Source organism: Zhongshania sp. R06B22 (assembly GCF_040892595.1).
Lineage (GTDB): Bacteria > Pseudomonadota > Gammaproteobacteria > Pseudomonadales > Spongiibacteraceae > Spongiibacter > Spongiibacter arctica.
Map to the genome: position 1 here is coordinate 564,130 of NZ_JBFRYB010000001.1, position 13,796 is coordinate 577,925.

The following is a 13,796-nucleotide window of genomic DNA, read 5'->3' on the forward strand; positions in this document are numbered from 1 at the left end:
ATGGCCAAAACCGATACCGATACCGATAATAAGCGAGTGACAAAGTCGCCGTGGCGACCGCGCCATCTAATCCTGCGTGGTAGTTACGGGCTATTTAAGCTCTGCGGGAAGTTACCTCTACACAGACAACTCGCTCTGGGCCGAGGCTTAGCGGTGATCCTGTGGCCTTTGCTTGGCCAGCGTATGCATGTGGCGCGCACCAATATAGCCCTGTGCTTTCCTGAGCTGGACGAGGCCGAGCAAGAAGCGCTGCTACGCCGCCATGTTCAGGCTTTAGGAATGGGCATCTTTGATTCGGTAGCCAGTTGGTTTAGCGCCGATGCGCTCCTGAGGGATCAATATCGTATTGAGGGCATGGAATATTTAGATGAAGCATTGGCCCGCGGCAAGGGGGTGTTGCTATTAGGTGCGCACTTTACCACTCAAGAACTGGGTGTGCGTATGCTTAGTTTTCATTACAAGATTCACGGTGTCTACCGGCGTCACAGCGATCCAGTGCAAGAGGCAACCGTGTTAGAGGCGCGCTTAGCGCGGTTTGCCGATATGATTCCCAGTGACGATATGCGCAAGGCGCTCAAATACCTGCGCCAGGGAAAAATTGTCTGGTATCCGCCAGATCAAGACTTTGGTGAGTACGGTATGGACCATAGCGCTTTTTTGCCCTTCTTTGGAATCGACGCGGCCACGGTCACGGTTCCGGGCCGATTGGCGCGAAGTACCGGCGCGGCTCTGGTACCGTTCTTTTTCCGTCGTGAAGAAGATGGCAGATACCTCTTGCGTATTCGGCCCCCTCTCGACGAGGTGGCGAGTGACCCAGTTGCTGTAGCCGGGGTGTTTAATGATTTGCTGGAAAGGGAAGTTAAAGAAGTGCCAGAACAATACCTCTGGGTTCATCAGCGCTTTAAGACCCGTCCTAATCCCGCAGATCCCTCGCCATACCTTTTAGCAGGGGAATAAACTAGGCGGGCAGGATATTTAAACTCTCCTGGGTAAACTACTGCTACATTGGGTTGGGGCCGCACTGTGCGCTACTTTCTTCATTGCTCGAGTTTTGCAGAATTCCGCACGGAAGCTTTGGCGAGGAGATACACAAATTAATGCGGTCTAAAAGCGGGGCAGATAATTTACTGCGACTGGCAGCTGGAAATGACCTGATTTCTTCCCTGCTCTTTGGCTCTATAAAGGTTGAGGTCAGCAGCGTGGATGCTGGCGTCGAGCTGTTCATTCTGCACACTGGAAATACCAATACTGACAGAAAATCCGAATTGGTAGTTGTCTTCATGTACGAGGCTGTCTGCAACTTTGCGTCTAAATTCGTCAAAGCGTTTATAAGTATTAGCGCTATCGGTGGTACTTAAAATACAAAACTCTTCACCGCCAAAACGTGCAACGAGATCATCTGGAAATTCACCACGCAGTAGATCCGCCATATGCTTCAATGCGGTATCGCCTGCCTCGTGGCCATAGCGGTCGTTGATTTTCTTAAAGTGGTCAATGTCAATCATGGCTAGCGATAGCGGTGTTTCTTGAAACAGTGCTCTTTGATGCAAGAGTTTCCCTTCGTTAAAGAAATAGCGACGATTGTGAAGCTTGGTTAAGTAATCGCGGTTGGCGGCGTCGCGAATATCTTGAATATGATCGAGATAGTCGAGATTCTGATTAACCCGGCACAGTAACTCTTCATAGCTAAAAGGCTTGCCAATAAAATCGTTGGCGCCACTCTTGAGCAGCTGCGCGGACAGTCGCGCCTCCCCAGAACTGGATAGGCCAATAATAGCGAGCTGGTCTTTGGGGTGGCGTATCCTAAGTTGTTGAATAAGTTCGAAGCCATCCATTTCTGGCATATTGTAGTCTGTGATAACCAGTTTGATATCTGGATGCTCGGCCATTTTGAGCAAGGCATCTTTGCCGTTTTCGGCGGTGATAACTTGCAGGCGCTGGATCTCCAAATGACGTTTCAGCATTAATAATGCTGACTTTGAATCGTCGACAATAAGGACTTTGGTCGAGTGATTGCGATGCACTCGCTGGGCTAGGTGGCAGGCGTATTCGTAGGCGCTAATATTTTTCTTTAGGACGTAATCTACCACGCCCAGTTCAATCATTTTTTTACGCAATTCGTCGCCGAAATAACCGGTGAGCACTATCACCGGAATATCGTATGATTGCACGACAGGTACTATTTCGCCGTTAGGTGCATCTGGCAGATTTAGGTCCACCAGTGCGACGGTAAAGCGCTGAGGGTCATTCTTTAGCAGGGATTTGGCCTCCGCCCCATTGCGGGCGACACAAGCCGTGAAGCCAATAATATCTTCGATGATCGCTTTCGCCATGCTGGCTAGCGCCGCGTTATCTTCTACAACCAGGACGCTTGGCATTGCTATTAGTGCCTTATTATCGGTTCATAGGTCGGTTCATAGAAGGGAGTCTACAATTCGCTCCTTGTAAGGGGGATCAGTAATGTTGCCTATGCGTTTGAGTGAGCCAGGGTCTATTGGTCACCGCGATACATAATGGCTTCTTGTAAGTGTGCAAGGCTAATGCTCTTGTCGCCCGCAAGATCGGCAATCGTGCGGGCGATTTTGATCAGGCGGTGGTGGGCGCGGGCGCTCAGACCTAGCTTTTGCTCGGCGCGGAGCATGAATTTCTTACTGGCTTCATCTAACTCGCAGAATCTGGCTACTTCCTCGGCGCTAAGTCTCGCATTGATATTGGGGCTGCGCTCATGCTGGCGGTTTCGAGCTGCACAAACACGCTCCCGAACCACTGCGCTAGTTTCTGCCTTACTCGCATCTTGCAGAACACCGGGCGGAAGCCTAGGCACGGTGATACGCAGATCAATACGGTCTAAAAGCGGGCCGGATAATTTACTGCGGTAACGCTGAATCTGGTCGGGCGTGCAGCGGCAATCTTTACTTTCGTCCCCGTCATAACCGCAGGGGCATGGATTCATTGCCCCTACCAACTGAAATTTTGCCGGAAATGTTAGTTGTTGCATGGCTCGGGAGATAATGACTTCCCCCGATTCCATCGGTTCACGTAATACTTCCAGCACTTTGCGCGGATATTCCGGCAGCTCATCTAAGAACAAAACGCCGTTGTGGGCCAGGGATATTTCGCCCGGCCGAGGATAGCTTCCGCCGCCCACTAAGGCTGCAGCAGAGGCGGTGTGATGGGGCGATCGGAAAGGTCGATGCAGCCGCAATGGCTGGCCGGCGACAGATTGCACGGTGGCGATATCTAGGCGCTCTGATTCGGTTAAGGGCGGCAAAATTCCGGGTAGACGATTGGCGAGCAGGGTTTTCCCGGTTCCCGGTGGGCCGCATAGTAATAAGCTATGGCCGCCAGCCGCCGCAATCTCTAGCGCACGCTTGGCACCGACTTGCCCTTTAACGTCGCAGAGATCGGGGTAGTTATTGCTATCTATGGCCTCAACGCTGGCGCCCGCGAAGGGTAGGGCGTTTTGGCCGTGTAAGTGTGCGGCCACCGCGAGTAAGGAGTCCGCTTCGCGCAGGCCAGTGTCGTCGACAATGGAGGCCAGTCCGGAATTTGCAGCGGGTAAAATGAGAATATGACCTGCCAAATTTGCCTGAATAGCGGCTGGCAGGGCGGCGTCGACGGCGCGTAGTTCGCCGCTTAAGCCCAGCTCGCCAATAAGCTCCAAATCCTTTAAGGGCGCGGCTGGCACCTGCCCGGACGCGAGTAAAATGCCAACTGCAATTGGCAGATCAAAGCGGCCGCCCTCCTTGGGTAAATCCGCCGGCGCGAGATTGACGGTTATGCGACTGACGGGAAAGTCGAAGCGCGAATTAATCAGCGCTGAGCGCACCCGGTCGCGACTTTCGCGCACAGAGGCTTCAGGTAGACCAACAATATTGAAGGCGGGAAGCCCGCCAGATAAGTGGACTTCAACGGTGACTAGCGGAGCATTAATGCCCAGTTTGGCGCGACTGTAAATGGTGGCTAGCGGCATGTCTTCATCCTTGAAGGCTGCTTAATGGGGTATTTCCATACCGAGAATAAAATCCCGGCCCAGGTAAAAACCGCAGATAGCTTGGGCTTGAAACTTACGTCTTGTCTGCAGCTTGGCTTTCTAACTGAGCGCTCAGTTCGGCAAGTTGTTTTTCTAGGGCTTCTAGCTTGCTGCGGGTCCGATTGAGTACCGCGACTTGGGCGTCAAATTCGTCGCGAGAAACCATATTTAAGCGACTGAAACCGCCTTGCAGTAAGACCTGCACTTTTTCTTCGATGTCCTGCTGAATTTCAGGACCGTTGTTAATTAAGCGGCCGGCTTGCTGCGCCAGCTGAGAAATAAAATCGGGTTTGGCCATGGGGTATTCGCCTCTGTAATAAGGCTAAGTGTATCTTAAAAATGCCATTGGCATGAAGTCACGCGCCGCCTGTCACTGAGATTAAAACCGATTCAATACTGTCACGCGCTTTACCTTGGTGCGCTAATATTAAATATAGGAACTGATTTGGCGCAGCTCGGTGCCGCTATGCACAGTGATGGTACAGATATTGCTGTTGTTCAGGAGTGACGTCGCGCTGGAGTAAACATAAACATGCCGTGCGTCATCGCTAACTCTAACGATAAATGCCCCTATAAAAGGATCCTTCCTTGACGGCCCGTGCAAGCACACCAGACCTATCGCCAGTGACAAGCGCCGAGCTGATACCAACTAAATCTTGGCAAGCGTCGATTGAGCTAGGTTTTCGAGCAGGCAAGATCCGCACTGATTTGGTGCGATCTCTACATAAGGGGCCGTTGCGTGTGCAGCGTCCGTTCTACCCAGAAGAAGAATGCTGTCACGTTTACCTACTTCATCCGCCCGGAGGAATGGTGCCGGGTGACGCTTTGCGGGTGGCTTTGAATCTTGATCCTGGTGCCCATGCTCTGCTAACCACGCCATCCGCCGGTAAGGTCTATCGCAGTGACGCAGCTAAAACTGTCCAGTCGCAGGGTGTGTCGGCATACATCGGCAACGATGCCTGTCTTGAGTGGCTCCCGCAGGAGACCATTATTTTTGAAGGCGCAGAGGCCGAGTTGAGTAACCACTTTGCTCTGCATGGCAATGCCTCTCTATGCGCTTGGGATATTGTGGTGCTTGGGCGTCGCGCCAGTGGTGAATGTTTTAGCCGTGGTCGCTGTACCCAGAAAATTGATATTAGTCGAGATGGTGTTGTGTTGCTGAAAGAGCGCACCGAGTGGCTTGGCGGCAGCAGAATGCTGGATGCACCCTGGGGGATGGGGGGAATGTCGGTCAGCGGCACCTTATTTGCTACGCTGCAATGCGACCAACACATGATGGACACCTTGCGAGAGGGCTTGGCCGAGCTTGTTGTCAGCCGCGGCTGGTTGCCGGCAGAGTGGGGCCTATCGCAAAAGCGCGATATTTTTCTGGCGCGTTACTTGGGGAATTCACCGGAACAGTGTCGCAAAGGTTTTATTTGGTTGTGGTCGCAATTGCGGCCTTTATTGAATGGTCGGGCCGCGTGTCCGCCGCGAATTTGGAATACTTAGGTGTGCTTAGATAAGAGCACACAATGTGAAAACGGGAAGTTACTGCGATGGAACTGAGTCCGAGAGATAAAGATAAATTATTGATTTTTACCGCCGCGCTGCTCGCGGAGCGTCGCAAGGCCAAGGGCTTGAAATTAAATTATCCAGAGGCGATTGCACTGATCTCCGCCGAGGTGATGGAAGGCGCAAGAGAAGGGCGCAGCGTGGCAGAAATGATGAGCGCAGGGCGCGAGATCTTGGGTCGCGATGATGTGATGGACGGCGTCGCCGAGATGATTCATGAAGTGCAGGTTGAGGCCACGTTTCCAGATGGCACCAAGCTAGTTACCGTGCACAACCCCATTGTTTAAAAGAATTTGCGGCTACTCGCTGCAAGAAGGGAGGCTCTATGATTCCAGGTGAAATGCATGTTGCGCAGGGCGATATTATTTTAAATGTGGGCCGCGAGACCTGCACCATAGACGTTGCGAATAGCGGTGATCGGCCTATTCAGGTGGGTTCGCATTATCATTTTTTTGAGGCCAATCCCGCCTTGGTATTTGATCGCCAAGCCAGTCGCGGATTTCGTTTAAATATTGCCGCGGGAACGGCGGTGCGTTTTGAGCCGGGTCAGAGCCGAGAGGTCGAGTTAGTAGCCTTGGCCGGTAAACGCGAAGTCTACGGTTTTCGCGGTGAGATTATGGGGCCCTTGGATGGTGCGGCAAATAAAGGAGCAAAGTCATGACAACGATTGACCGCCGCGCCTATGCGGATATGTATGGCCCGACTGTGGGCGATCGGGTTCGTCTCGCAGATACGGAATTGTGGATAGAGGTGGAAAAAGACTTCACTACTTACGGTGAGGAAGTGAAGTTTGGTGGTGGCAAAGTTATTCGCGACGGCATGGGTCAGAGCCAATTAGGTGATGCCCTGACACCGGATACCGTCATTACCAACGCTCTGATTTTAGACCACTGGGGTGTTGTGAAAGCCGATGTGGCCATTAAGGCGGGTCGAATTACCGCTATCGGTAAGGCCGGTAATCCAGATATTCAACCAGATATCGATATTATTATTGGGCCGTGCACGGAAGTGATTGCCGGTGAGGGGCAGATATTAACCGCCGGTGCCATAGACGCGCATATCCACTTTATATGCCCTCAGCAAATTGAAGAAGCGCTGATGAGTGGCGTGACAACCATGCTCGGCGGAGGCACTGGCCCCGCGACTGGCACCAATGCCACAACCTGTACGCCGGGGGCGTGGCATCTGGGTATAATGCTGCAGGCAGCAGAAAGCTTTCCCATGAACTTGGGTTTTCTAGGCAAAGGTAATGCGAGCTTGCCGGCTGGTTTGGAAGAACAATTACAGGCCGGCGCAATGGGTTTAAAGCTCCATGAAGATTGGGGCACCACGCCAGCGTCCATAGACTGCTGCTTAAGCGTAGCGGAAAAATACGATGTGCAGGTGGCAATTCACACCGACACCCTCAATGAATCGGGTTTTGTTGAAGATACCTTAGCCGCCTTCAAAGGCCGGACGATTCATACCTATCACACCGAAGGTGCCGGTGGTGGTCATGCGCCAGATATTATAAAGGCCTGTGGCTCGGCTAATGTCCTGCCGTCGTCAACCAATCCAACCCGTCCCTATACTGTGAATACGGTGGATGAGCATTTGGATATGTTGATGGTCTGTCATCACCTTGATCCTAATATTCCTGAAGATGTAGCTTTTGCGGATTCCCGTATTCGCAAGGAAACGATTGCGGCCGAAGATATTCTTCATGATCTAGGTGCATTTTCGATGATCTCATCTGACTCGCAGGCCATGGGCCGAGTGGGGGAGGTGGTCTGCAGAACGTGGCAGACCGCTCACAAGATGAAGGTGCAGCGCGGCCCGCTGGTGGAGGATAGCAGCGGCAATGATAACTTCCGCGCCCGCCGCTATATTTCTAAATACACTATTAATCCCGCTATCGCCCACGGCATCTCCCATGAAGTAGGCTCTATTGCCGTCGGTAAACTGGCAGATTTAGTTTTATGGAAACCCGCCTTCTTCGGGATTAAACCGTCGATGATTATCAAAGGTGGCGCTATCGCCGCTGCCCCAATGGGTGACCCAAATGCCTCAATCCCCACGCCGCAACCGGTGCATTACCGCATGATGTTTGGGGCCTTTGGCAAAGCCTGTGTGCAAACCTCGGTGAGCTTTGTGAGTCAGGCTGCTATCGATGGCGGTTTAGCAACAACATTGGGGCTAGAACGGCCTTTGGTGGCCGTAAAAAATTGCCGTAACGTCACCAAGGCTGACATGGTATTAAACAATTATCAGCCGCTAATGGAAGTTGATCCCGACACCTATGAGGTGCGGGCCGATGGGCAATTATTGATTTGCGAGCCGGCCAGCGAACTGCCGCTGGCGCAGTTGTACTGTCTGTTTTAAAGACTGCCTTGCAGCTAAGAATAGGAATTTAAAAAATGTTGGAATGCTATGAGCTGGGTGATGGCACTAGCGACATCCGCTTGGTATTAAATTATCAGGAGCGGCAGCGCAGTCGCTATCGCGCAAAATCGGTGTGCGGCTTAGATGTGGCCTGGTTTGTTGAGCGTGGAAAAGTGCTCGCCGACGGCGAAATATTAGTCGCCAATAGTGGCGAGAAAATCATGGTGGTGGCGGCCGAAGAAACCGTGTCAGAAGTGTGTAGTGACGATGTCTTACTGCTGACGAAAGCGGCCTATCATTTAGGGAATCGCCATGTCCCCTTGCAAATTGAGGCGGGCGAACTGCGTTATCAGCACGATCATGTGCTCGATGATATGTTGCGGGGTCTCGGGCTTACGGTGTTAGTCACCGATAAAACCTTTCATCCAGAAAACGGTGCCTATCACAATAGCGGTGGCCATGCGCAAAGCCACAGCCATGACGACGGCCATAGCCACTCTCATCATGAGCATCAACATGGCTAAACCATTATTGCACCTCATGCAGATAGTTAGCCCGGCCCTGCCGGTGGGCGCCTATGCCTATTCTCAGGGTTTAGAGTATGCGGTAGAGCGCGCATGGGTTAGTGATTTGGATGGCGCCGCTGACTGGATTGGCGAAGTACTGAGTCACAGTGTGGGTGGGCTAGATTTGCCGGTCCTGCTGCGTTTGTTAGCCGCATGGCGGCACAATGATATACAGATGGTGCAATATTGGAATCACACCTTGCAGGCGTCGCGAGAGTCGCGCGAGCTACTGCTAGAGGATGTGCAAATGGGTGAAGCACTGCTGCGCCTTTTAGTTTCCTTGGAGGTCCCCTCTGCGGTTCAGTGGCCTTTAGCTGAACCCATCAGTTTTGCTACCGGATTCGCGATGGCCGCTCGTCATTTTGAAATAGATGATGATGACGCGCTTAGTGGTTTCGCGTGGAGTTGGCTGGAAAATCAAGCGGCCGCCGCAGTCAAGCTAGTGCCGCTGGGTCAAACCGATGGCCAGCGTTTATTAATGGCGTTAATGCCCCGCATCGAAAAGACCGTGGCAGATGCCTATCTGTGTGCAGACGACGATATTGGTGCGGGCTTGCCGGGTTTGGCGATGGCGTCTATGCAGCATGAAACCCAGTATTCAAGATTATTTCGCTCTTAATGTAGTGCAAATAAATGATCGCAAATATTTTTTAAAGAGTTGGAGTTAGAATTATGAAAAAGCCCGCCTTACGGCTTGGTATTGGTGGACCGGTTGGCTCCGGTAAAACGGCCTTGGTGAAAACCCTGTGCGCTGAATTGCGTGGCCGTTTCGATATTGCGGTCATCACCAATGATATTTATACCCGCGAAGATGCCGAATTTTTATTGCGTCATGAGGTCCTGTCTCAGGATCGTATCCTCGGTGTAGAAACCGGTGGCTGCCCCCACACCGCTATTCGGGAAGATGCCTCTATGAATCTTTCTGCGGTGGCTGAGCTAAGTGGCCGCTTCCCAGATCTTGAATTGATCATGATAGAGAGCGGCGGCGATAATTTAGCTGCCACGTTCAGCCCGGAGCTGTCTGATCTTACTATCTATGTGATCGACGTTTCTGCCGGTGACAAAATCCCCCGTAAAGGCGGCCCCGGTATTACTCGCTCCGATTTACTGGTGATCAATAAAACCGATTTGGCGCCGCTGGTAGGTGCTGACCTAGGGGTGATGGATAGAGACGCGAAAAAAATGCGTGGCGACAGGCCGTTTATTTTTAGTAATTTAAAAGACGGAAGTGGCGTTGCCGAGATCGTTAGCTTTGTCGTCGAACAGGGCATGTTGGGACGCTAAAGTAGGATCGTGAAGGAGCAATATTAATGGCTGACATGGCGCCCTTATTAAGTATGTTGCTGCTGGGGTTTTCGGCAGGGGTTATCCACGCCTTTGATGCTGATCATATCGCCGCTGTGAGTGGCATTGGTGGGCAGAATGGCGGGCGTCATAGTTTTCGATTTGCCCTGCACTGGGGTTTTGGCCATGGCATTGCAGTGATCGCTGTCGCGACGCTTGTATTGGTGGCCGGCGCGGCAATACCTACTCAATTTAGCGCGGTCGCAGAGTCTGCGGTGGCGTGGATGCTGATTGCGATTGGCGCGATGACATTTATCCATCTGTGGCAGCAGCATCAGAACACAGAAGCCGCCGCACCGCGGAGCCACAATGCAAGCTTGATCGGTTTGGTCCATGGTAGTGCAGGATCGGCGCCCTTATTGGCCGTTATTCCGGCGGCGGGTATGACCAGCCCCACTCTGGGGATGTTGCATGTCGTGGTGTTTAATATTGGTTTAATATTGGCGATGGCTGGCGTGGGTGCCGCACTGCGCAGCGGTTTGTCGGCGGCGGGTCGTTATCATCACGCATTCCAGCTTTCTATCCAATCGGCCTTGGGTGTATTCGCTACCAGCTTCGGTGTTTTTCTATTGTTATCTCATTAAATTGCATAAGAGTTTATTTTGGTGCGGGCGCACTAATGTTGCGCGCTGCACTGCACTTTTATAAAAAGATGTGTCTTCTCAGATTGTGTATTTCCACCTGATTTTTCGCCTCTATCGTCATTTACCGTATGGCTTTTTAAGCAAAAGCATGCCGCTTCTGCAGTGCATCTCCTTCTTTTATACCTATTGGCACCAATTCTGCAGACACCCAGTGGAGTTTTGCCAGGGTTCGTTAATCGCCAGTGTGCAGATTAACGATATATACAAAAAAAAGAGTATGGAGCTAAGCATGAAGAGTCCTAAATCTATAAAGGCTTTTGCCAAGCACAGTAGTATTGTGCTGGCAGCCGCGACGCTGTCGTTAAGCGCCTCGATTGCACAGGCCGCAGACACTATTAAAGTCGGTGTACTGCATTCGCTGTCCGGTACGATGGCAATCAGTGAAACAACCTTGAAAGATACGGTGTTGATGCTGATTGAAGATCAAAACAAAAAAGGTGGAATTTTAGGCAAAAAGTTAGAAGCCGTGGTTGTTGACCCCGCATCTAACTGGCCGCTATTTGCAGAAAAAGCGAAGGAGCTATTAGACAAAGACAAAGTTGATGTCATCTTCGGTTGCTGGACTTCGGTTTCTCGTAAATCAGTACTGCCCGTTATCGAAGAATTAAATGGTCTTATGTTCTACCCCGTTCAATACGAAGGTGAAGAATCTTCTAAGAATGTTTTCTACACCGGCGCTGCGCCTAATCAGCAGGCTATCCCTGCTGTTGATTATTTGATGAGTGAGTCAGGTGGTTCTGTTAAGCGCTGGGTATTGGCAGGTACGGATTATGTTTATCCCCGTACTACCAATAAAATTCTTGAAGCCTATCTTAAAAGCAAAGGTGTTGCTGAAAAAGATATCATGATCAACTACACGCCTTTCGGTCATTCTGACTGGCAGACTATTGTCTCTGATATCAAGAAATTCGGCTCACAAGGTAAAAAGACCGCTGTTGTTTCTACCATCAATGGTGATGCCAACGTGCCCTTTTACAAAGAGCTGGCTAATCAGGGTATGTCTGCAGAAGATATTCCTGTAGTGGCTTTCTCGGTTGGCGAAGAGGAGCTTAGCGGTTTCGACACTGGTCCGCTGGTTGGGCATCTTGCCGCATGGAACTACTTCATGAGCGCAGACGCAAAAGCGAATGATGAGTTCATCGACAAGTGGATTGCCTATATTGGTGATGACAAGCGCGTGACTAACGATCCAATGGAAGCTACTTACATTGGCTTTAACATGTGGGTAAAAGCCGTTGAGAAGGCTGGTACAACTGATGTGGATAAAGTTTCATCTGCGTTGATTGGTGTTAGCGTGCCTAACTTAACCGGTGGCGTTGCAACGATGCTGCCAAATCACCACCTGACTAAGCCGGTTCTTATTGGTGAAATTCAGGAAAATGGTCAGTTTGATATTGTTTGGCAAACTGAAGCTGCCGTGCCTGGTGATGCCTGGACTGACTTCCTTCCAGAAAGTGCCAAATTGATTGCGGATTGGCAAGATCCAAAAATCATGTGTGGTAACTACAACACTGAAACTAAAAAGTGTTCAGGTCAAAACTACTAGTCCACTAAGGAAGCGTCTCGGCCGAGACGCTTTTATCAGTGCTACCCCGCCACTGCAAGGTGGCGGGGCCTTGATCGCAAATGGATGTTTCGATGAAACTTTGCCATGTATTCCGTGTATTTGTATTGTCGCTTTTTCTCCTTGGTTTTCAGGGAGTACAGGCCGAGCAAGTTACGCCAATAGAAAATAAAGCTGACAGCGCGCTTTTACTCAATCAATTAATAACGGCGAAATCAACGGCAGATAAGACAAATCTTATCAACATGATTGCGCATTCAAATTTAGCTCAACGTGCAGAGGTTTTAAATGCTTTGCAAGACGGTGAGCTCTATTACACCAAGGCAGATGATCAATTGGTCTACGCCTATCCCCATCCAGATGGCTATGAAATAAGGTCGGTTATAGAAGGCGAGAGCCTAGGGGTAATAGGTAGTCGAAAAGTCAGGAAAATAAGTATCAATAATGAATTGCGTACTTTGTTGCGTGGTGTGTTAGCGGAATTGTCCCTGCGCAGTGAAGATGTCGGCGTGCGCTTAGCAGCGGCCAAGGATCTGATTCGCAGTCCTGCGCCAGAATTCTTGCCTGCGATAGAGCGCGCAAAATCGATTGAATCTAGCAAGAAAGTTTTAACGTCTTTAAATATCGCGTCGGCGATGATCAACTTAAATTCAGATCAGCAGGTATTACGCCTGGATGCTATTGAAGCCTTCCGTGGCAGTTTAGATAGTGATGCAATGTCGATCTTGGCTGGGATGCAGTTGAAAGATGACGATGGCAATTATCGTGAAGAAGATGAGCTAGTTCGAGAGTCTGCAGCTGCGGTATTAAGCGAAATGCGCGCTGAGGCAAAGATTTATAAGTTAGTGGAAAATGTATTTTTCGGTCTAAGTTTAGGTTCGGTATTACTGCTTACAGCGGTAGGTTTGGCCATTACCTTCGGGGTAATGGGGGTAATTAATATGGCCCATGGCGAAATGATGATGCTGGGCGCGTATACCACCTACGTTATTCAATTGTTGATGCCAAATTATATCGACTACTCCATTATTGTCGCGATTCCCGCCGCGTTTATGGTGTCGGGCTTAGTTGGAATTGTGATTGAGCGCGGTATTATTCGCCATCTCTATGGCCGTCCTTTAGAAACCTTGTTGGCAACGTTTGGCGTTAGTCTTATTTTGCAGCAAGCGGTGCGCAGTATCTTCTCACCGCTGAATAAATCGGTAACTGCGCCGAGCTGGTTAAGCGGTTCATGGGAAATCAATGGCGCCTTATCGCTCACCTATAATCGTCTTTACATTATTATTTTCAGCTTGATTGTGCTGTTGCTACTGGTGTTTCTACTTAAGAAAACCTTTGTCGGTTTGCAAATGCGCGCCGTCACCCAAAACCGGGCTATGGCAAACTCCATGGGAATTCGCGCTGGTTGGGTAGATGCGCTGACCTTCGGGCTAGGATCAGGTATTGCCGGCATTGCCGGTGTTGCGCTGAGTCAGTTAACTAATGTCGGCCCCAATCTTGGTCAGTCCTACATTATTGATTCCTTTATGGTGGTGGTGTTCGGCGGTGTGGGGAATTTATTTGGTACCTTCTTCGCCGCAATGAGCCTGGGTGTTGCGAATAAATTTTTAGAGCCTTTTGCGGGCGCGGTACTGGCGAAAATATTTGTATTGGTTTTCATCATTCTGTTTATTCAGTGGCGGCCCCGGGGCTTGTTTGCCCTGAAAGGTCGCTCGGTAGAGGATTAATCG

General features: G+C 50.6%; 14 protein-coding genes. 11 read left to right on the plus strand and 3 right to left on the minus strand.

Going from position 1 to position 13,796, the window contains the following annotated elements; all coding sequences use genetic code 11:
• Entirely contained in the window at window positions 1–957 is a 957-nt protein-coding gene (locus AB4875_RS02570) for an LpxL/LpxP family acyltransferase (protein ID WP_368374477.1), read from the plus strand.
• 167 nt (window positions 958–1,124) lie between these two features.
• Here the strand turns inward: AB4875_RS02570 and AB4875_RS02575 are convergent, their stop codons facing one another.
• From AB4875_RS02575 to AB4875_RS02585, 3 genes are all read right to left on the minus strand, one after another.
• Window positions 1,125–2,378, minus strand: a complete 1,254-nt coding sequence (locus AB4875_RS02575) for a diguanylate cyclase (protein ID WP_368374478.1) — start codon at window positions 2,376–2,378, stop codon at window positions 1,125–1,127.
• A gap of 113 nt (window positions 2,379–2,491) precedes the next feature.
• Window positions 2,492–3,973, minus strand: coding sequence for a YifB family Mg chelatase-like AAA ATPase (locus AB4875_RS02580; RefSeq protein WP_368374479.1), 1,482 nt, complete (start codon window positions 3,971–3,973; stop codon window positions 2,492–2,494).
• Window positions 3,974–4,067: 94 nt separating this feature from the next.
• Complete coding sequence (locus tag AB4875_RS02585; protein ID WP_368374480.1) at window positions 4,068–4,331, minus strand: accessory factor UbiK family protein; 264 nt, start codon at window positions 4,329–4,331, stop codon at window positions 4,068–4,070.
• 290 nt (window positions 4,332–4,621) lie between these two features.
• On the opposite strand from AB4875_RS02585, the gene AB4875_RS02590 reads away from it, so the two are divergent.
• The 10 genes from AB4875_RS02590 to urtB all read left to right on the plus strand — a co-directional run bounded on the left by AB4875_RS02590 (window position 4,622) and on the right by urtB (window position 13,793).
• Window positions 4,622–5,524, plus strand: a complete 903-nt coding sequence (locus tag AB4875_RS02590) for an urease accessory protein UreD (RefSeq protein ID WP_368374481.1) — start codon at window positions 4,622–4,624, stop codon at window positions 5,522–5,524.
• 47 nt (window positions 5,525–5,571) lie between these two features.
• Window positions 5,572–5,874 carry an urease subunit gamma gene (gene ureA, locus AB4875_RS02595; RefSeq protein WP_368374482.1) on the plus strand — a complete coding sequence of 101 codons (303 nt, stop codon included), beginning with the start codon at window positions 5,572–5,574 and terminating at the stop codon, window positions 5,872–5,874.
• A 38-nt stretch (window positions 5,875–5,912) separates the two neighbouring features.
• Window positions 5,913–6,248, plus strand: coding sequence for an urease subunit beta (locus tag AB4875_RS02600; RefSeq protein WP_368374483.1), 336 nt, complete (start codon window positions 5,913–5,915; stop codon window positions 6,246–6,248).
• Window positions 6,245–7,948: an urease subunit alpha gene (gene ureC / locus AB4875_RS02605; RefSeq protein ID WP_368374484.1), complete on the plus strand. Its 1,704-nt coding sequence runs from the start codon at window positions 6,245–6,247 to the stop codon at window positions 7,946–7,948. The genes AB4875_RS02600 and ureC overlap by 4 nt, the downstream gene beginning before the upstream one ends.
• Before the next feature lie 35 nt (window positions 7,949–7,983).
• Window positions 7,984–8,472 carry an urease accessory protein UreE gene (gene ureE, locus AB4875_RS02610; RefSeq protein WP_368374485.1) on the plus strand — a complete coding sequence of 163 codons (489 nt, stop codon included), beginning with the start codon at window positions 7,984–7,986 and terminating at the stop codon, window positions 8,470–8,472.
• Window positions 8,465–9,133, plus strand: coding sequence for an urease accessory protein UreF (locus AB4875_RS02615; protein ID WP_368374486.1), 669 nt, complete (start codon window positions 8,465–8,467; stop codon window positions 9,131–9,133). Before ureE ends, AB4875_RS02615 begins: the two co-directional genes overlap by 8 nt.
• A 53-nt stretch (window positions 9,134–9,186) precedes the next feature.
• The gene (gene ureG, locus AB4875_RS02620) at window positions 9,187–9,798 is read left to right on the plus strand and encodes an urease accessory protein UreG (protein WP_368374487.1); all 612 of its coding nucleotides are present in this window, start codon (window positions 9,187–9,189) and stop codon (window positions 9,796–9,798) included.
• A 26-nt stretch (window positions 9,799–9,824) separates the two neighbouring features.
• Window positions 9,825–10,442: a HoxN/HupN/NixA family nickel/cobalt transporter gene (locus tag AB4875_RS02625; protein ID WP_368374488.1), complete on the plus strand. Its 618-nt coding sequence runs from the start codon at window positions 9,825–9,827 to the stop codon at window positions 10,440–10,442.
• 289 nt (window positions 10,443–10,731) lie between these two features.
• Window positions 10,732–12,048 (plus strand): urea ABC transporter substrate-binding protein, encoded by a 1,317-nt coding sequence (gene urtA, locus AB4875_RS02630; RefSeq protein WP_368374489.1) that lies wholly within the window; start codon window positions 10,732–10,734, stop codon window positions 12,046–12,048.
• 92 nt (window positions 12,049–12,140) lie between these two features.
• A complete protein-coding gene (gene urtB, locus AB4875_RS02635; protein ID WP_368374490.1) occupies window positions 12,141–13,793 on the plus strand; it encodes an urea ABC transporter permease subunit UrtB in 1,653 nt (550 codons plus the stop codon).
• Window positions 13,794–13,796 lie beyond the last annotated feature (3 nt).

Excerpts from the sequence above, each read along its gene's own strand:
- ureA (WP_368374482.1), top strand. The coding sequence starts at position 5,572 with ATGGAACTGAGTCCGAGAGATAAAGATAAATTATTGATTTTTACCGCC.
- ureG (WP_368374487.1), top strand. The coding sequence starts at position 9,187 with ATGAAAAAGCCCGCCTTACGGCTTGGTATTGGTGGACCGGTTGGCTCC.
- AB4875_RS02570 (WP_368374477.1), top strand. The coding sequence starts at position 1 with ATGGCCAAAACCGATACCGATACCGATAATAAGCGAGTGACAAAGTCG.
- AB4875_RS02625 (WP_368374488.1), top strand. The coding sequence starts at position 9,825 with ATGGCTGACATGGCGCCCTTATTAAGTATGTTGCTGCTGGGGTTTTCG.
- ureC (WP_368374484.1), top strand. The coding sequence starts at position 6,245 with ATGACAACGATTGACCGCCGCGCCTATGCGGATATGTATGGCCCGACT.
- ureE (WP_368374485.1), top strand. The coding sequence starts at position 7,984 with ATGTTGGAATGCTATGAGCTGGGTGATGGCACTAGCGACATCCGCTTG.
- urtA (WP_368374489.1), top strand. The coding sequence starts at position 10,732 with ATGAAGAGTCCTAAATCTATAAAGGCTTTTGCCAAGCACAGTAGTATT.
- AB4875_RS02580 (WP_368374479.1), bottom strand. The coding sequence starts at position 3,973 with ATGCCGCTAGCCACCATTTACAGTCGCGCCAAACTGGGCATTAATGCT.
- AB4875_RS02615 (WP_368374486.1), top strand. The coding sequence starts at position 8,465 with ATGGCTAAACCATTATTGCACCTCATGCAGATAGTTAGCCCGGCCCTG.
- AB4875_RS02600 (WP_368374483.1), top strand. The coding sequence starts at position 5,913 with ATGATTCCAGGTGAAATGCATGTTGCGCAGGGCGATATTATTTTAAAT.
- AB4875_RS02575 (WP_368374478.1), bottom strand. The coding sequence starts at position 2,378 with ATGCCAAGCGTCCTGGTTGTAGAAGATAACGCGGCGCTAGCCAGCATG.
- AB4875_RS02585 (WP_368374480.1), bottom strand. The coding sequence starts at position 4,331 with ATGGCCAAACCCGATTTTATTTCTCAGCTGGCGCAGCAAGCCGGCCGC.
- urtB (WP_368374490.1), top strand. The coding sequence starts at position 12,141 with ATGAAACTTTGCCATGTATTCCGTGTATTTGTATTGTCGCTTTTTCTC.